Origin of the sequence: Pseudomonas sp. KCJK9111 (genome assembly GCF_046231935.1) — a bacterium.
Classification (GTDB): Bacteria; Pseudomonadota; Gammaproteobacteria; order Pseudomonadales; family Pseudomonadaceae; genus Aquipseudomonas; species Aquipseudomonas parafulva_B.
In genome coordinates, this window is the sequence record NZ_JBJJMO010000031.1 from 1 (window position 1) to 17706 (window position 17706).

At 64.5% G+C, this 17706-nt stretch carries 20 protein-coding genes and 1 riboswitch; of the genes, 2 read left to right on the forward strand and 18 right to left on the reverse strand.

Annotation, left to right across the window (positions count from 1 at the left end):
* Nucleotides 1-249: hypothetical protein (locus tag ACK59L_RS12210; RefSeq protein WP_409273859.1), on the forward strand; the 249-nt coding region annotated here is incomplete at its 5' end.
* A 26-nt stretch (nt 250-275) separates the two neighbouring features.
* Here the strand turns inward: ACK59L_RS12210 and ACK59L_RS12215 are convergent.
* The 14 genes from ACK59L_RS12215 to cobO all read right to left on the reverse strand — a co-directional run bounded on the left by ACK59L_RS12215 (nt 276) and on the right by cobO (nt 12464).
* A complete protein-coding gene (locus ACK59L_RS12215) occupies nt 276-827 on the reverse strand; it encodes a glutathione peroxidase (RefSeq protein WP_058639477.1) in 552 nt (183 codons plus the stop codon).
* Between the two features lie 46 nt (nt 828-873).
* Nucleotides 874-996 carry a hypothetical protein gene (locus ACK59L_RS12220; RefSeq protein WP_409273861.1) on the reverse strand — a complete coding sequence of 41 codons (123 nt, stop codon included), beginning with the start codon at nt 994-996 and terminating at the stop codon, nt 874-876.
* Nucleotides 993-2195, reverse strand: coding sequence for an MFS transporter (locus ACK59L_RS12225; protein ID WP_409273863.1), 1203 nt, complete (start codon nt 2193-2195; stop codon nt 993-995). Before ACK59L_RS12225 ends, ACK59L_RS12220 begins: the two co-directional genes overlap by 4 nt.
* A gap of 165 nt (nt 2196-2360) precedes the next feature.
* Nucleotides 2361-3479 carry a glycoside hydrolase family 5 protein gene (locus ACK59L_RS12230; RefSeq protein ID WP_409273908.1) on the reverse strand — a complete coding sequence of 373 codons (1119 nt, stop codon included), beginning with the start codon at nt 3477-3479 and terminating at the stop codon, nt 2361-2363.
* Between the two features lie 231 nt (nt 3480-3710).
* Nucleotides 3711-4433, reverse strand: coding sequence for an adenosylcobinamide-GDP ribazoletransferase (locus tag ACK59L_RS12235; RefSeq protein WP_409273865.1), 723 nt, complete (start codon nt 4431-4433; stop codon nt 3711-3713).
* 1 nt (nt 4434) lies between these two features.
* On the reverse strand, nt 4435-5001 hold the full coding sequence (gene cobC, locus ACK59L_RS12240) for an alpha-ribazole phosphatase family protein (RefSeq protein WP_058605362.1): 567 nt from the start codon (nt 4999-5001) through the stop codon (nt 4435-4437).
* The gene (gene cobT, locus ACK59L_RS12245) at nt 4998-6053 is read right to left on the reverse strand and encodes a nicotinate-nucleotide--dimethylbenzimidazole phosphoribosyltransferase (RefSeq protein WP_409273867.1); all 1056 of its coding nucleotides are present in this window, start codon (nt 6051-6053) and stop codon (nt 4998-5000) included. The genes cobC and cobT overlap by 4 nt, the downstream gene beginning before the upstream one ends.
* Nucleotides 6050-6571 (reverse strand): bifunctional adenosylcobinamide kinase/adenosylcobinamide-phosphate guanylyltransferase, encoded by a 522-nt coding sequence (gene cobU, locus ACK59L_RS12250; RefSeq protein WP_058605360.1) that lies wholly within the window; start codon nt 6569-6571, stop codon nt 6050-6052. Before cobU ends, cobT begins: the two co-directional genes overlap by 4 nt.
* 1 nt (nt 6572) lies before the next feature.
* Complete coding sequence (locus ACK59L_RS12255) at nt 6573-8027, reverse strand: cobyric acid synthase (RefSeq protein WP_196136359.1); 1455 nt, start codon at nt 8025-8027, stop codon at nt 6573-6575.
* A complete protein-coding gene (cobD, locus tag ACK59L_RS12260; RefSeq protein WP_409273870.1) occupies nt 8024-9016 on the reverse strand; it encodes a threonine-phosphate decarboxylase CobD in 993 nt (330 codons plus the stop codon). Before cobD ends, ACK59L_RS12255 begins: the two co-directional genes overlap by 4 nt.
* Complete coding sequence (cbiB, locus tag ACK59L_RS12265) at nt 9009-9917, reverse strand: adenosylcobinamide-phosphate synthase CbiB (RefSeq protein ID WP_058605357.1); 909 nt, start codon at nt 9915-9917, stop codon at nt 9009-9011. The genes cobD and cbiB overlap by 8 nt, the downstream gene beginning before the upstream one ends.
* Entirely contained in the window at nt 9914-10570 is a 657-nt protein-coding gene (gene bluB, locus ACK59L_RS12270; protein WP_196136357.1) for a 5,6-dimethylbenzimidazole synthase, read from the reverse strand. The genes cbiB and bluB overlap by 4 nt, the downstream gene beginning before the upstream one ends.
* Nucleotides 10561-11856, reverse strand: a complete 1296-nt coding sequence (locus ACK59L_RS12275) for a cobyrinate a,c-diamide synthase (protein WP_409273873.1) — start codon at nt 11854-11856, stop codon at nt 10561-10563. The genes bluB and ACK59L_RS12275 overlap by 10 nt, the downstream gene beginning before the upstream one ends.
* Complete coding sequence (gene cobO / locus ACK59L_RS12280) at nt 11853-12464, reverse strand: cob(I)yrinic acid a,c-diamide adenosyltransferase (protein ID WP_027913925.1); 612 nt, start codon at nt 12462-12464, stop codon at nt 11853-11855. The genes ACK59L_RS12275 and cobO overlap by 4 nt, the downstream gene beginning before the upstream one ends.
* 119 nt (nt 12465-12583) lie before the next feature.
* Nucleotides 12584-12804: riboswitch (cobalamin riboswitch) on the reverse strand.
* A gap of 153 nt (nt 12805-12957) precedes the next feature.
* Here cobO and ACK59L_RS12285 point away from each other — a divergent pair.
* On the forward strand, nt 12958-14274 hold the full coding sequence (locus tag ACK59L_RS12285; protein ID WP_409273875.1) for a PQQ-dependent sugar dehydrogenase: 1317 nt from the start codon (nt 12958-12960) through the stop codon (nt 14272-14274).
* A gap of 6 nt (nt 14275-14280) precedes the next feature.
* Here ACK59L_RS12285 and ACK59L_RS12290 read toward each other — a convergent pair whose 3' ends face one another.
* The 4 genes from ACK59L_RS12290 to ACK59L_RS12305 form a co-directional block, all read right to left on the reverse strand.
* On the reverse strand, nt 14281-14820 hold the full coding sequence (locus ACK59L_RS12290) for a C40 family peptidase (protein WP_058605353.1): 540 nt from the start codon (nt 14818-14820) through the stop codon (nt 14281-14283).
* Between the two features lie 141 nt (nt 14821-14961).
* Nucleotides 14962-15600 carry a C40 family peptidase gene (locus ACK59L_RS12295; RefSeq protein WP_409273877.1) on the reverse strand — a complete coding sequence of 213 codons (639 nt, stop codon included), beginning with the start codon at nt 15598-15600 and terminating at the stop codon, nt 14962-14964.
* Nucleotides 15601-15727: 127 nt separating this feature from the next.
* Entirely contained in the window at nt 15728-16435 is a 708-nt protein-coding gene (gene hda / locus ACK59L_RS12300) for a DnaA regulatory inactivator Hda (protein ID WP_027913921.1), read from the reverse strand.
* Between the two features lie 158 nt (nt 16436-16593).
* Nucleotides 16594-17697 carry an AI-2E family transporter gene (locus tag ACK59L_RS12305; protein ID WP_409273880.1) on the reverse strand — a complete coding sequence of 368 codons (1104 nt, stop codon included), beginning with the start codon at nt 17695-17697 and terminating at the stop codon, nt 16594-16596.
* Nucleotides 17698-17706 lie beyond the last annotated feature (9 nt).

Genomic DNA, 17706 nt, shown 5'->3' on the forward strand with positions numbered 1-17706 from the left:
AACTACCGCGCGCTTAGAATCAAGAGCAAGAGCAAGAGCAAGAGCGAAACAGCGCATTCTCTAGAACTGGCATTCGAGCAGATTCCAAACTTTAACGCCACACAAACCCCTACGGACGCGGCCCATCGCGGCACAAGGCCGCTCCAATCGATTGCAGGCAATTGGCTAAGAACCCTTATAACCTTTCATATATTCATCAGCCACAGATCACTACAGTTCAATGACTCGAAACCACCGCAATTGAACTGAGACCAATAGTTGAGCGCACCAAAAGATCAAGGCTGCGAAGCGATAGCCTTCTCAATCGCTGCCTTAAACTCGGCATCATCCGGTTTCGTCAAACTCGAAAAACTACCAATCACCTTGCCCTGACGATCAATCACATACTTGTAGAAATTCCACTTGGGCGCACTGCTCTGCCTGGCCAACTCCGCAAACATCGGAATCGCATCCTTGCCCCGCACTGCCTGTTCCTTGGTCATGGTGAACGTCACGCCATAATTCGCATAACACACCTTCGCCGTCTTCTCGCTGTCCGCATCCTCCTGCTTGAAGTCGTTCGAAGGCACACCCAGCATCTCAAGCCCACGGCCATGGTACTGTTTGTACACCGCCTCAAGCCCCTCGAACTGCGGCGCAAACCCGCAATAACTGGCCGTGTTGATCACCACCAAAGGCTTACCGGCAAACCGCTCGCACAACGCGACCTCACCCTTGCCCCGCAACTCCGGCAGCGTACCCTGCAACACGGCCGGGCATTCGGTCGCCCAGCTGGATGCGCTGGCCATCAACGCCAATACCGGCACCACCATCCACTTCACGCTCATGACATCCCGCTCCTGCTCGATCAACCTTGAACTGGCAGCGTAGCGGCTAACAGACGCCCATGCCCAATTGCATGAGCGCCATGCCGCCCTCGTGCCACCCCCACCAGGCCAGCATCAGCACCAAAAGCGCCACCACCGCCAGAGCCATACGGATCAATACTGGGTTCATGCCGCCGTTACCTGCAAGCGTGCCACAGGCCGTTCACGGACCGGCCAGTTGAGCGCCGCAGCCAAGACACTCAGCAGAATTGCGATCTGCCAGACCAGGTCATAGCTGCCAGTGCGGTCATACACGACGCCACCCAGCCAACCGCCCAGAAACGCCCCGAGCTGGTGGAACAGGAACACAATTCCGCCAAGCATCGACAAGTTGCGCACGCCGAAGACCGTGGCGACGGTGCCGTTGGTGAGCGGCACCGTGGACAGCCACAACAGGCCCATCGCAATACCGAACAGGTACGCGCTGAATGCACTCACCGGCGCCCAGAGAAACAGCACGATGACGACCGCACGCAGCAGGTAGAGCCCAGTCAGCAAGCGTGGCTTGGACAGGCGCCCGCCCAGCCAACCGGCCGTGAACGTGCCCACGATATTGAACAGCCCCACCAGGGCCAGCACCGTGGTGCCCGTGGTGGCTGGCAGATGCTGGTCCACCAGGTACGCCGGCAGGTGCACCCCGATGAACACCACCTGAAAGCCGCACACGAAAAAGCCCAGCGCCAGCAGCCAGAAACCGGCGTGCCCACACGCCTCACGCAGCGCCTCGCCCAGCGTCTGCTCGTTGCCGTGAGCGGGCAAGGGACGGTCGCGCAACAGGCCTACCAACGGCACGATGAAGGCCACCAGCATGCCCAGCACCAGCAAAGCCGCCGACCAGCCGAGCCATTGGATCAGGCCGAGGGTGCCGGGCAGCATGGCGAACTGACCGAACGAACCGGCGGCGCTGGCAATGCCCATGGCCATGCTGCGCTTTTCAGGCGGCACGGCCCGGCCGACGACGCCCAGGATGACCGAAAAGGACGTTCCCGACAGGCCAATGCCGATCAACAGCCCGGCGCTCAATGACAACGACCAGGCAGAGTCGGCCATGCCCATCATCGCCAGGCCCACCGCATACAGCACGCCGCCAACCATCACCACCCGCGAGGCGCCAAGGCGATCGGCCAACGCCCCGGCAAAAGGCTGGGCCAGGCCCCAGATCAGGTTCTGCAAGGCGATGGCGAAGGCAAAGACGCCACGCCCCCAGCCAAAATCGGCGCTCATCGGTGCCAGGAACAAGCCAAAGCCGTGCCTGACGCCAAGTGACAGCGCAAGGATCAGCGCCGCCCCAGTCAACACCCATCCACTGGTTCGCCATACAGACGTCATTGTTATTGTCTCCAGCCCATCGCAAGGTCGTCAGGTGCTGCCGTTGATGAAACCTGGCACTGCAAGGCCATCCACCGCCACGTACGCCGAGTCATCAAGGAAGCATTTGGTTACAGCATGAACGCTGAAGCTGACTGACAGCAAGCAGGACGTCAGCGCAGGTCGTCATTGATCTGTCGCCAGTCGCTTGCGGATGGGTTCGAACGCGGGGGTCGCTTGCCGCGGCAGCGGGTCGGGCAACCCCTGGTCGATCGCCTGCCAATAGCGCCAGGGCACTTTGGCGGTGCCCAATTCGTAGTCCATCCCGTCCCAGCTGTCTTCGCGGAAACTGTAGAACGCCCAGTGCAAGCGGTGCTGATCGAGCACGCCCAGTACGTCCTCCAGGTACTGGCGGCAGCCCGACAGGCGGCGCATGCAGCCAAATTCGCCCACCACCAGGCGGGAACGGGGCACGTTCATGGTATCGGCCCAGTTCAGCGGGGCTTGCAGGTACTGCGCCACCCGCTGGCCGTCCCATTGCTGAAGCTGGCCGGCAAAGGGCACCGCCCCTGGATAGGCTAGCGGCTGTCGGCGGGTCATGTTGGGCGCACTGGTCGCTGCATAGGGTTCGTACATGTGCACGCTGTAGAGCACCCTGTCATCGGGCAGCGGCGCGGGCCAATAAGTGAAGGCATCGGCGGCGGCATACCAGCCCGAATCCACCATGATCGGCGTTACCGCATCCTCCTCGCGTATGGCCGCCGTCAACTGCCGGTACAGCGCCGGCAAATCGCGCGCACTGCCTTGCTCGCGCGCATACCAGCGTTGCATGCGCTCCGGGCTGGCATGTTCGGGCAGATCGCTGCGCTTTTCCGGTGCGGGCTCGTTCACCAGGTTGTACGCAGCGACCGCAGGATGATCCTTCAACGCACGGGCGACGTCGCGCCAAAAGGCTGCAGCCTGCGCCCAGTAGGTCTTGTCCTGCCACAGTCGGTCGTCGAAGGTGCCGTTATTGTTCTGCGACCAGCGCATGCCCGGCAATGATAGCGGTGCGATCACCACTTTGAGGCCGGCTCGATGGGCCCGATCCAACACCGACCGCAGGGTAGCCAGGTCGCTGGCGGGCAAACCGTGGTAGCCATCGGCATTGCCCAATAGAAAGTCCCTGTCCGCAGGTCGCCATTTGTCATAGGACACCCGAACCCAGGTCGCGCCATAAGCCCGGAGGGCATCAAAGTAGGCCTGGTCAGGGGGCAATCGATTGAAGCTGTTGCCCCCATGCCGGGGTTGGTCCCAGAACGCCATGAGGTCGGCTGCCTGGGCGGCAGGTGGAGTGAAGCCCAGCAGGGCCAGGAAGAGCAGCCAATAATGCATCACACACGCCTCTTGGAAACAAGCGCCTGAGGGTAATGCATCCGGTGAAGGCGTTTTACAGGATTAGTTTGCCGGCTTTTTTTCAGATGATCTTTGTAGAAGGCGCCTTCAGAGTCGTCCTACATAATTGGATAAATCCCAGACCACGCTGCCCCGATTGGCTCACGGGATCATCACAACGCCCAGCAGAACGGTGAGCTCAAGCAGCTCCAGCAGTGCACCTGCGGTATCGCCCGTGGTACCGCCCAGGCGATTGCACATCAGCCTGCGCAAGGCGACGAACACGACCGCCGTCAGCACCATTGCCCAGCCAGCCAATGTCAGGCCCAGGCCGGCACAGGTCAACAGTACCCACCCTGCTGCGCGGCGGGGCATGTGCTCGGCCAGCGCCTGGCCCAACCCGCCAGGCCGCACATAGGGGGTACACAGGAACAGCCCCAGCAGCGCTGCTCGACCGATGACCGGTGCCAGCACCAGTTGCAGGCCAGCTCCCTGCTCGATCAGTGCCCACAAGGCGCAGAACTTGAGCAGCAGCACCAAAACCAGCGTCACCACCGCTGCCGGCCCGCTGCGCGGGTCTTTCATGATCTGCAGCGTGCGTTCGCGATCACCAAACCCGCCTAGCCAGGCGTCTGCGCTATCTGCCAGGCCGTCCAGGTGCAGCGCGCCACTGAGCAGCACCCAGAGGCTCAGCAGCAAGGCGGCATGCAGCGGCGCCGCAACGCCTGCGAGCCAGTGGCTGGCCAGCCATAGCAGGAGACCGAACAGCAGCCCGACCAAGGGGTAGTACAACAACGAGCGACCTACCTGGCGTGGCGTTGGCATGCCGGGCAAGGTGACAGGCAGGCTGCTTAGAAACTGCAGGGCAATCCAGAATGGCAGCATGCTAACCCCCCTCAACCAGCTGGCCATCCTCGCCGACTTGCAAGCGCACCAATGCGCCATGGCCGACTTCCACTTGCAACAGCTGCGCCCTGGGCAGGCCACGGGCGCGGGCCAACAGCAGCCGCATGACACCACCATGGGTGACCAGCAGTACGCGCTTGCCAGCATGCTGGCGGTACAACCCCTCAATGGCCGTCAGGACGCGCTGCGCAAACGCCTGGACCGGCTCGCCATTGGGCGGCGTATAGCCGTAGGGATCAGCCCAGAACTGCCCAAGCGCCTGGGCGTCGTGTTCCATGATCTGCAACGCCGTGCGCCCTTCCCAATCGCCGAAATGCAGTTCTTGCAATGCAGGCTCGCGCTGCACGGGCAGGCCCAGCCTGGCGCCCAGCTCATCGGCAAATCGGCCACAGCGCTGCAATGGCGAACTGACCAATGCCTGCCAAGGCCCTGCGTCGGCCACGGCGGCGCGCATTTGAGCCCAGCCCTTTTCGGTCAGGGCGTCATCGAGGCTGCCACGCAGACCACCTTGCTCGGTTTCCCCGTGGCGCAGCAGGTCGAGCCTCATGCCGGACGGCCCGCCACGGCAGCCTCGGCAAAGGTCGCCATTTGTCCGTGTAGCGCGCAGGCCAGCCGCAGCAACGGCACGGCCAGCGCGGCACCACTGCCCTCACCCAGGCGCAGCCCCAGAGCCAGCAAAGGCTCGGCCTGCAAGGCGCTCAGCACCGTCTGGTGGCCGGGCTCCGCACCCTGGTGGGCGAACAACAGCCAAGGGCGGCACTGGGGGTTGAGGCGCACGGCCACCAAGGCCGCTACCGAGCAGATGAACCCGTCCACCAGCACCGCCACACCCGCCTGGGCACACGCCAGATAAGCGCCGGCCAGCGCCGCCAGCTCGAAGCCCCCCACGCAGCCCAATGCACGCAGCGGTTCATCGGCCGCCAGGCGGTGCAAGGCCAGAGCCCGCTCGATGACGTGCGCTTTGTGCTGCACGCCGGCACTGTCCAACCCAGTGCCTGGCCCGCTCAGCGTGGCTGGCGGACAGGCGAGCAGTACGCTGGCCAGCGCCGCCGCTGCGGTGGTGTTGCCGATACCCATTTCACCGCCGATGAACAGCTGTGCGCCGTGGGTCGCCGCCCGCAGCGCGCTGTCACGACCTGCCTGCAGGGCGGCCTGCAATTGTGCCTCGCTCAGGGCGGGCTCTCGGGCGAAATTGGCCGTACCGGGGCCAAGGTGCACGTGGCGAACGCCCGGCAGTGCGAGCGTCGGGTCGACCGTGCCGAGGTCGACCACCTCCAAGGTGGCGTGCAGTTGGCGCGCCAGCACACTGATGGCGGCACCCCCGGCGACGAAATTGCGCAACATCTGGCCTGTCACGGCCTGAGGATACGCCGAGACGCCCTCCTCGACCACGCCGTGGTCGCCGGCGAACAGGCTGATCGCAACGTGCTCGAGCACCGGCCGTTCGCAGCCCTGCAGGCCTGCCAGCTGAATAGCGAGCGTTTCGAGCTGGCCGAGTGAACCGGCAGGCTTGGTCAATTGTTGCTGCCGCTCGCGTGCTGCGGCCATGGCCGCACCGTCGATGGGCTGGCAGGGCATCTGCCACCAGACAGGGTTCATGATGCAGGTCCTTTGAGCGTGAGTGGGAGGCCAGCGACCGTGAGGATCACCTGCTGGCAACGTTCGGCCACCGCCTGGTGCACGACACCGGCCAAATCAACGTAACGTCGCGTCAACTCGCCCATGGGCACCACACCCAGGCCAGTCTCGTTACTGACCAGGATGATGTGGCCGGGCAGGTGTTCAAGGCAGCCCAACAGGGCATCACGTTCCTCGGCCAACCGGCGCGGGTCATCCAGCATCAGCAGGTTGGTCAGCCACAGCGTCAGGCAGTCCACCAGCAGGCAGCGGTCAGCAGCAGCTTCGGCCTTTAGTACAGCAGCCAGGGCCAAGGGTTCTTCGATCAACCCCCACTCCACGGGCCGGCGCTGGCGGTGCAGCTGCACCCGCTCATCGAGCTCGCCGTCCAGCGGCTGACTGGTGGCGATATAGGTCACGGGCAGGCCGCAGTCGGCTGCCCGCTGCTCGGCCAGGCGGCTCTTGCCAGACCGGGCTCCGCCGATCACGAACGTACGCACGTCAGGGTACTCCACACAATTGGCGCAGGCGCTGGGTGTCCAGGTGCTTGTCCACCAGGTCAGCCAGGCGTTCGATGTCGCGCTCGCGCAACGCCTCGTAATCGATCAGTTGCACGTCTTCAAGCCCAGCCCAGCGCAGCAGGGCCGCGCAGGAGGCGCTGCCCTCGAACAACCCGTGCAGGTATGTGGCCAACACCTGGCCGTCCGTGCTGATGGCACCCTCGCAGCGGCCGTCGGCCAGGCGTACCGCCGGTTGCGCCAGCGCAGGGCCAGTGGTGACACCGGCATGGATCTCGTAGCCGGTCACGGGCGATGCGTCCAGGTGCAAGGTTCCGGAGACATTGCGCAACTGCTTGTCGGCTTCCAGCACCGTGGCGTAGTCCAGCAGGCCGAGGCCGGGGCTGGAGCCTGCAGCGCCCTCCAGGCCCAGCGGATCGTGTACCTCGCGCCCAAGCATCTGCAGGCCGCCGCAGATACCGATCACCTTGCCGCCATAACGCAGATGGCGTTCGATGGCCCTGTCCCAGCCACGCGCGCGCAATTGCGCAAGGTCGCCACGCACGCTCTTGGAACCCGGCAGGATGATCAGGTCCGCTGGCGGCACCGGCTGACCAGGGCCAATGAACTGCAGGTCGACCTGCGGGTGCAGGCGCAGCGGGTCGAAGTCAGTGTGGTTGCTGATGCGTGGCAGCACCGGCACGATCACCTTGAGCACGCGCTGCTGCTTTTCGCTCTGACGCCGGTCGATGCCGTCCTCGGCTTCAAGGTGCAGGTCGGTGACGTACGGCAGCACGCCTAGCACGGGTTTGCCGGTGCGCTGCTCCAGCCAGTCGAGCCCAGGTTGCAACAAAGCGATGTCGCCCCTGAAACGGTTGATGACAAACCCTTTGACCCGCGCCTGCTCGCTGGGCGACAGCAGTTCGAGGGTACCGACCAGGTGGGCGAACACGCCCCCGCGGTTGATGTCGGCGACCAGGATCACCGGGCAGTCCACGGCTTCGGCAAACCCCATGTTGGCAATGTCGCCGGCCCGCAGGTTGATCTCCGCCGGCGACCCTGCGCCTTCGACCATGACCACTGGCCAGCCCTGGCTCAGGCGCTGGTGCGAGGCCAGCACGGCCTGCATGGCGATGGCCTTGTAATCGTGGTAGGCAACCGCGTTCATGCTGGTCACCGCACGGCCATGGATGATCACCTGGGCGCCTGTGTCGCTGTTGGGTTTGAGCAGCACCGGGTTCATGTCGGTGTGCGGCGCCAGGCGACAGGCCTGGGCCTGCACCGCCTGGGCCCGGCCAATCTCGCCACCGTCGGCGGTCACGGCGCTGTTGAGGGCCATGTTCTGCGGCTTGAATGGCACCACGCCGATGCCCTGGCGCAGCAGCCAGCGGCACAGGGCAGTCACCAGGGTGCTCTTGCCGGCATCGGAGGTGGTGCCTTGCACCATCAGGGTCGTCATGTAAGGTCCTTGGGGTAGGCACTCAGGGCCTGGGCCAATCGTCGTTCGTCTGCATGGCTTGGCGGTAAGCCGAAACGCAAGGCCGCCGGGCGCTCGAACAGGCGCACCAGCACCGCGTGTCGGGCAAGGTGATCGTGCAATCGCGCGGCATGCTCGCACCGCACGTACTGGAACAGGTCACACCCGCCGGCGGGCGCCAGCCCTGCATGGGTGAGCAAAGCCGCCAAGCGTTCGCTGGCGTCTGCACAGCGCTGGCGCTGCAGCTGCTGCATGGCCAGGTCGGTCAGGCTGGCCTGGGCCAGCACCCGGCTGGGACCATTGATGGTCCACGGGCCGAGCAGTTCGGCCAGGCGCAGCAGCAAGCTGTGCTCTGCGGCCACGAAACCCAGGCGCACACCGGCCAGGCCGAAGAACTTGCCGAACGAGCGCAGCACGATCAAACCTGGGCGCCCGGCACTTTCCATCACGCTGTTTCCGGGGCTGTTGTCCATGAAGGCTTCATCGACCACCAGCCAACCACCGCGCGCTGCCAGGCGCTGATGCCATCCCAGCAGCGTGGGCGCAGGCACGACACGGCCGGTGGGGTTGTTCGGGTTGACCAAGACCAGGACGTCGAGGTCGTCGAGCGCGTCGTCGACCTGATGCTCATCGAGCTCGAGCAACGCGTGTCCAACGCGCTGCCAGGCATAGGGATGCTCGGCATAACAGGGCGTCAGCACCCCGACCCGGCTCGAGCTGCGCAACAGCGGCAGAGCCTGGATGGCAGCCTGTGAGCCCGCTACGGGTAGCAGTCGCGTGGCGCCGTAGTAGCTACACGCCGCCTGTTCGAGGCCATCGTCTGTTTCCGGTAGTCGTGCCCAGGCTTCGAGTGGGATCGGCGGTATCGGGAAGGACCAGGGGGCAATGCCGCTGGACAGGTCCAGCCACTGCTCGCGGGCGATGCCGTACTGCCGAACCGCGCGCAGCAGCCGGCCTCCATGTTCAAGCATTCAGATAAGCTCCCAGACAGAACACCAACAGCCACAGCCATACCCCACGCTGCACCAGCGTCCAACCGCCCTCGATGGCATCGGGGCTGGCCGGTGGGCCGTCGCCCAGGCGCGGGCGGTCGTGCAGCTGGCCGTGGTACACCGCCGGCCCGCCCAATTCAACACCCAGGGCCCCTGCCCCGGCCGCCATGACCGGGCCGGCGTTGGGGCTGTCCCACAGTGGCCCCTGGCGGCGCCAGCAGGCCAGCGCCAGACGGGTTTTGCCCAGCACCGCATAAGTAAGCGCGACCAGGCGCGCCGGCACGTAGTTGAGTAGGTCATCGATGCGCGCCGCGCACCAGCCGAAGCGCTCGAAGCGCTCGTTGCGATAGCCCCACATGGCATCGAGGGTGTTGCTCAGTCGATAAAGCACCACCCCTGGCGCCCCGGCCACAGCAAACCAGAACAAGGCGGCGAACACGGCATCGCTGCCGTTTTCCAGCACCGACTCAGTGGCTGCCCGCGCAACCGCCGTCTCGTCCAGCTCACGGGTTTCACGGCTGACCAGATACCCCACCCGCCGCCGTGCTTCTTCCAGATCCCCCTGGCGCAGGGCCGTGGCCACCGGCAGCACATGTTCGCCCAGGCTGCGCAGCCCCAGGGCGCAGTACAACGCCAGCACATCGACCAGCCAGCCGATCACAGGCAGCCAGGAGAGCATGAGGGCCAGCAAGGTCAGGGGCACCACCGCCAGGAACCAGGCGCTCACGCCATGACTGCGCCAACCACGCCCGCCGGCATTGAAGCGCCGCTCAAGGCTGCTGGCCATGTTGCCGAACGCAACGAGCGGATGGCGCCGCCGCGGCTCGCCGAACAATGCATCCAGGGCCACACCGGCCACGGTCAGCAACGCCACGCTCATGCGCCTTCTCCCCAACGGTTTTCAAACAGCATCTGGTGCAACGGCCGTTCTTCGGCCCAGTTCTGCATGACCAGCATGGGTGCAGGGTAGAATGCCGCCACCGGCCCCAGGCACAGCACGGCCACGGGTTTGGCGCCGCTGGGCATGCCAAGCAACGCTGCCAGCGCCCTGGGATCGAACAGCGATACCCAGCCCATGCCCAGCCCTTCGGCACGGGCGGCCAGCCAGAGGTTCTGGATTGCGCAGGCGAGCGAGGCCAGGTCCATCTCAGGCAGCGTGCGGCGCCCGAAAATGTGGGGCTCACGGTTGTCCATCAAGGCGGCGACCCACAGTTCGGCACAATCGTTGATGCCCTCTACCTTGAGCTTCATGAATTCGTCCGAGCGCTCGCCCAGCGCCTGTGCAGTCAACGCCCGCTCGGCCTCCACCAGTGCCTGGATGCGCCCACGCAAGGCCCGCTCGGTGATGCGGATGAACCGCCATGGCTGCATCAAGCCCACGCTCGGTGCCTGGTGGGCTGCGCTGAGTAACCGTGTCATGACCTGCGGCGCCACCTCGCCTTGAACGAAATGGCGCATGTCGCGCCGCTCGCCGATGGCGCGATAGACCGCGGCACGCTCCTGGTCGCTGAACGCATGCTCGCTCATGGGCAAAGCAGCGCTGCGGCCGCCTCCGGGTTGGAGGGGAAGTAGAAGTGCACGTAGGACGCGGTCAAGCGGCCCAGGCGATACACGGCTTCGTTGCCGCGCCCGCCGTTGGGGCTCAACCCACGTGCCAGCGGCTCGAGCGCAGTGCTGGTCAGGGAGTGGTGGTAGGTATGGCCGCGCAGTATGCCCTCGGGCAGCTCGACCGCTTGCAGGGCCAGGGCCGCCAGGCGCTTTTGCATGGTCGCTTCACCCGGCAGCAACCCGAGCAACTCGACCCTGTCCCCGGCCACGTCGGTCAGCGCGTCGAGCAGATACAGCATGCCGCCGCATTCGGCGAGCAGTGGCTTGCCTTGGGCGTGATGGGCGCGGATGGCCTGGCACATTGAGGTATTGCGCGCCAGGGCATGATGGTGCAACTCGGGGTAACCGCCGGGCAGGTACAGGCTGTCCACTTCGGGCAGCTGCGCATCATGCAGGGGGGAGAAAAACTGCACCTGTGCGCCTAGACGGCGCAACAGGTCCAGGTTGGCGCCATAGAGAAAGGCAAAGGCTTCGTCGCGGGCTACACCGATACGTACACCCGCCAAGGTAGCCTGGGCGGGTAGCGGATCGGCCGGCTCGAAGGTGACGGCCGGTGGCAACGCGGCATCGCAGCTGGCGCCCAATGCTTGGGCAGCAGCGTCCAGACGTGCGTCCAGGTCGTTCAACTCGCTGGCCTGCACCAACCCCAGGTGACGGCTGGGCAGTTCGATGCCGCGCTCGCGGGACAAGCCGCCATACCAACGCAGGCCCTCCGTCAGGCTGCCTTCGAGCAGTTGCGCATGACGCAGGCTGCCCACCCGGTTGGCCAACACTCCGGCAAACGGCAGGTCCGGCTGATAACGCGCCAGGCCAAGCGCCAGCGCGCCAAAGGTCTGCGCCATGGCCGTACCATCAATCACAGCCAGCACCGGCACACCGAAGTGACGCGCCAGGTCGGCGCTCGAAGGGGTGCCGTCGAACAGCCCCATCACCCCTTCGATGAGAATCAGGTCGGCTTCACCTGCCGCCTCCCAGAGCAGCCGGCGGCTTTCCTCGGCACCGATCATCCACAGGTCGAGCTGGCGAACGGGTGCACCGCTGGCACGTTCGAGAATCATGGGGTCAAGAAAGTCAGGCCCGCATTTGAACACCCGCACCTTGCGGCCCAAATTACGGTGCAGGCGCGCCAGCGCGGCAGTGACCGTGGTCTTGCCTTGGCCAGAGGCCGGTGCGGCAATCAGAACGGCGGGGCAATGGCGGGCCTGGCTCACAGCTCGACGCCCTTCTGGGCACGGATACCGGCCTGGAACGCGTGCTTGAGCATACCCATTTCGGTCACGGTGTCGGCCAGCTCGACCATTTCCGGCTTGGCCGCGCGACCGGTGACGATGACGTGCTGCATGGGAGGGCGGGCCTGGATGTCCGACAGCACCTGGTCCAGATCAAGGTAGCCGTGCTTGAGCGCGATGTTGAGCTCGTCGAGCACCACGAACTGCACCGCAGGATCCTGCAGCAGTTGCCGGGAGACGGCCCACGCCGCTTCTGCCGCCGCAATGTCACGCTGGCGATCCTGCGTCTCCCACGTGAAGCCCTCACCCATCACGTGATAGCGCACCTGTTCGGGAAAGCGCCTGAAGAACAGCTCTTCGCCGGTGCTGTTGCGGCCCTTGATGAACTGCACCACGCCGCACTGCATGCCGTGGCCCAGGGCCCGGGCCAGCATGCCGAAGGCCGAGCTGCTCTTGCCCTTGCCATTGCCGGTGAGCACCAGCAGCAGGCCGCATTCGTTAGGGGAGTTGGCAATGCGCTCGTCAATGACCGCTTTCTTGCGCTGCATCCGTGCCAGATGGCGTTCGTCGCGCTCGGTGGCGTCGCTCATGGGAAGTTCTCCGCTGGCTGACACCACGATCGAGCGCCGTGTCAGGGAATGGGCAGGCAAACGGAGCGCGCGCAGGGGCATTGGCCAAAGCCAGAGTGCACCGCGCATCACCCTCCGTGATGCCGTTGGCAGTATCAGGCCGGTCTCCGGGCTCGTGAGCGGGCCACTGGCCCTGACCTGCGCGCCTTCCCGGGTATCGTACCCAGTGGCCCTGCGCGGCCGTCTCTCACCTACCGTTGCGGGGGCAGCGCCGGAATCGCACCCTGCGGGCGCTCACCGACTTCCCAGTTTCACCCTGGCCAGACGTGGCTGGCGGGGCACCTGAAACACGCGCGAAGGTTAGAGGGTTGCACCCGGAGCGTCAATCGACGCGGCTCGCCTGACGGCACAGCAGCGATCGCCGAGCCGCCGATGCAGCCCCTGCCGCCTGTGCGAATGAACCCGTGGCATTCCCTACCCTCTGAATCAATAGAACCTGCCGAGGACGCCGACCATGAACCGCGTGGCACTGCCTGTTGCACTTCTTGTAAGCCTGGGCCTGAGTGGCTGCGGCGAAAGGGCGCGCCTGACAGTGGCCGACGGCACCGGCCCTGCGCCGCAGCTGCCCTCCCCCGCCAAGACCCTGCTACCCACCGTGAACATCGCGCCAGCCGTCGGCTGGCCCGCCGGACGCATGCCCCAGGCTGCACCCGGGTTGCAGGTGTCGCGCTTTGCCGGTGACCTCGACCATCCGCGCTGGCTCTATGTGCTGCCCAATGGCGACGTGCTGGTGGCAGAAACCAACGCACCTGCCAAACCCGAAGACGCCAAGGGTATCCGCGGATGGGCCATGAAGCGGGTCATGGCACGCGCGGGGGCCGCCGTGCCCAGCCCTGATCGCATTACCCTGTTGCGCGACGCGGACCAGGACGGCGTTGCGGAAATCCGCCATACCTTTGCCGACGGGCTGAACTCGCCCTTTGGGATGGCACTGGTGGGCAACGATTTTTACGTGGCCGATACGGATAAACTGCTGCGTTTTCACTACCAGCCCGGTGCACGCCAGGTAACCGGTCCGGCAGAGGTAGTCACCTCACTGCCAGCCGGCCCTTTGAATCACCATTGGACCAAGAATGTCATCGCAAGCCCCGATGGACGGCGCCTCTATGTCACCGTGGGCTCGAACAGCAACGTGGGTGAAAACGGCCTCGATCAGGAGCAGGGGCGCGCCGCGATCTGGGAGATCGACCCCAGCACTGGCAAGCACCGCCTGTTCGCCACCGGCCTGCGCAACCCCAACGGGCTTGCCTGGGAGCCTCACAGTGGCGCGCTCTGGACCGCAGTCAACGAACGTGACGAAATCGGCAGCGACCTGGTACCGGATTACATCACTTCGGTACAAGCAGGTGGATTCTATGGTTGGCCCTATAGCTACTATGGCCAGCACGTGGATGAACGCGTGCAGCCCCAGGACCCTGCCAAGGTCGCCCGGGCACGGGTACCCGACTACGCCGTAGGGCCGCATACCGCCTCATTGGGGTTGGCCTTCGCCGGGCCGGATGTGTTGCCAGCGCGTTTTGGGGCAGGTGCATTGATTGGCCAGCATGGGTCCTGGAACCGCAAGCCCCACAGCGGCTACAAGGTGATATTCGTACCCTTCGACGCCTCGGGAAAGCCATCGGGCAAGCCCATGGACGTGCTCGATGGGTTCCTGAATGAAAGCGGCCAAGCCATGGGCCGCCCCGTGGGGGTTGCCCTGGATGGCCACGGGGCCGTGCTGGTAGCTGACGATGTAGGCAATGCCATCTGGCGCGTCAGCAAAGCTCGGTGATCGGGCTCAGGGGTTCTGGGCCAGGTGCCCTTGTGGGATGACCCGCTTGGCCTGCAGGTAGGCCTTGGCCCAGTAGCTGTTTGACAGATAGTCCAACCGCACCGTACCGCCGGTGCGCGGCGCATGCACGAAGCGCCCGTCCCCGACATAAATGCCAGCATGGCTCACCTGCGAACCGCCACTGGTCGCAAAGAACACCAGGTCACCGGACTGCAAGGATTTCACATCCACAGTAGGCGCACGCATGCCGATCATCTCCCGCGTGGAGCGCGGCAGGCTGATGCCGGCGGCATCGCGGTAGACGTACTTGATCAGACCACTGCAGTCGAAACCCGAATCGGGCGTATTGCCGCCCCAGCGGTAAGGCGTGCCAACCAGACCAATGGCGCGAATCAGTACGTCATCGGCAGTGGGCGAAAAGCTGGGTTGGCTATAGGTAACCTGAGGCTGCACGACCCGGGTAGGGGCAGGTGCCTGGGGTTGGCTCGAGCAGGCCGCCAATAAGGCTGCCAGGGAAATGAAAGCGAAGCGCGCCATCGTTGTCATGGCCAAAACATCCTGTATGGGAACGCTGGGCCGCAGCGGGATAGAGTTGAGAAATTAGATTAGACGCTTTCTGTAAATACGCACGGCGTCGAGCTTTTTTGCAAAGCAGCGACGCCGTGGTTAGGACACATCAGATTGCCATTAGTTGCGCGCGATATGGGTCGGCGCCATGGCCAAGGCACGTTTGGCCTCAAGGAAGGTCTTGCTCCAGTAACGGTCACCGAGGCTATCGATGCGCACACCGCCGCTACGACGGCTGCTGGAGTGGATGAACTGGTTGTCGCCCAGGTAGATCCCGGCATGGCTGACACGGCCACGGCCATTGGTGCTGAAGAACAGCAGGTCGCCTGGCTTGAGTTTGTTGCGCGCCACCTTCGGCGCATCGACGTTGATCATCTCGCGAGTAGAACGCGGCAAGGTCATGCCTGCCTCCTCGCGGAACAGGTAGCCGATGAAGCCGCTGCAATCGAAGCCGGACTGTTCCGAGGTACCGCCAAAGCGATAGCGGGTGCCGATCAACGACATGCCGCGCTCCAGAATGCTGTCGGCCAGCACTGGCAACTGATAGGGCTTGCTGCTGGAGAAAACCTCCAGTTCATCGTCGGTAGCCACTTCCTGGGGTTCGCCAAACACTGGCGAAGACGAGGCCTTGGCCTTGATCACCGGCTGTACGGCGACCGGGGTGTGATCCTGGGGCTGGGATACCGGCCCTTGGGCCGCACAGCCAAAAAGCAGGGTCACGAGTGCGAGTGGCACGAGGGGTGCGAAGCGCTTGAGCATGGGCACAACCGTGTCTGTAATCCTTTAGTGGGGTGGAACTATGCCCACTATAAGTTCCATTTGCAAATTTTATCGAAAAAGATGTGACTTTTCCGTGGGATGGCTCTGGCCCCGTGTTTCCAGGGACTTACCAGCCGAGGGTTTCCTTCAGGAAAGGGATGGTGAGTTTGCGCTGGGCTTGCAGGGAAGCCTGATCGAGCCGTTCCAGCAGATCGAACAGCGCACTCATGCTGCGCGCGCCGCGGGTGAGGATGAAGTGACCCACTTCGTCGGTCAGGTGCAGGCCGCGCCTGGATGCCCGCAATTGCAAGGCACGTAGCTTGTCTTCGTCAGACAGGCCGCGCATCTGGAACACCAGGGCAAGGGTGAGACGGGATTTCAGGTCAGGCAGCTTGACCGGCAATTCCCGCGGGGAAGCGGAGGCTGCCAGTAGCAGTCGACGGCCGCTGTCGCGCAGGCGGTTGAACAGGTGGAACATGGCCTCCTCCCAGTCCGGCTTGCCGGCAATGACGTGCAGGTCATCGATGCACACCAGCTCGTACTGGGCCAGGTAGTCCAGAAGACCGGTACCGCGTTCGAGCAGCTGCGCCAACGGCAGGTAGACGGCAGGCTCGCCCCGCTGCTGGAAGCGATGGGTGGCCGCTTGCAGCAGGTGCGTGCGGCCCACGCCTTGTTTGCCCCACAGGTAGATGAGGCTTTCGGTCCAGCCGGCGTCGGCTTCGCAAAGCCGCTCGACATACCCCAACGCAGCGGCATTGGCGCCCGGATAGTAGTTGATGAAGGTGGCGTCGTCGCGCAGGCGCACACCCAGGGGCAACTGGATCGGTGGTTTCATGCTCGCGGGCGGTCGACAGGACCGCTGGGGGCCTTTTGTGGACAATCGGCAAAGTCTATACCTGCCAAGCGGGGTGCACAATGACGCCGCTGCAGAGTCCAAGCAAAATCAATGGGTTGCACTATCGCCGCAGCAACCTGGGCTCACCTGCCGGCCTGTCACGGCTGGTCGGGTGCAGGGGGATCGAGGTGGACGGGAGCCGGCGCATCCCCTGCATACATGTCCGACTCCTTGTACAAGCCGTGCACGTGGCGCAGCAGCACCATGATGACCGCCGCCACCGGAAGCGCGAGCAGCACGCCTGTGAAACCGAACAGCTCTCCGCCGGCCAGGATGGCGAAGATCACCGCCACAGGGTGCAAACCGATCCGGTCGCCTACCAACAGAGGTGTCAGCACCATGCCCTCCAGTGCCTGACCGACCATGAAGACCGCGACGATGCCGAGCATGGGATACAGATCGCCACCGAACTGGAACAGCCCTGCCACCAGCGCCGCACCGATGCCAATGATGAAGCCCATGTACGGGACGATGGCCGCCAGGCCTGCCAGCATGCCGATCAACAACCCCAGTTCAAGCCCCACCAGCATCAAGCCTGCCGAATAGATGATGCCCAACGCGACCATCACCAGCAGTTGCCCACGCACGAACGCACCCAGCACCTCATGGCACTCGCTGGCCAGCCCAACGATTTGTGGCTCCCTCTGGCGCGGCAACAAGCTGCGCAACTTGGCCATCATCAAGTCCCAGTCACGCAACAGGTAGAACCCGACCACGGGGATCAGCACCATGTTGGCCACCCAGGCCATCAACGCCAGGCTGGAGGCCGTTGCCTGGGACAAGAGCATGCTGACGATATCGGTGGTTTGCCCCATGTGCGCGCCGATGGCCGCTTTGATCTTGTCGAATTTCCAGAACCCGTCGGCAAGGCCCAGACGCCCCTGCACCCAAGGCAAGGCGACATGTTCGAGCCAGTCAAGCATCTGCGGCGCCAGCGCGTACAGGCGCACCAACTGCTTGGCCAACATGGGGATGAGCACGAGCAACAGTGCAAGCATCAGCAGCGTGAACAGCCCGAACACCACCACTACGCCCCAGGTCCGCGACAAACCCAGGCGCTCCAGGCGATCGACCAGCGGGTCGGCCAGGTACGCCAGCAGAATGCCGACCAGAAACGGCGTAAGAATATTATGCAGGCTATAGAGCAGGGCGATGGCGATCACTGCCACGCCCAGCCAGATCCAACGACGCATGTCAGTCATGAACGACCC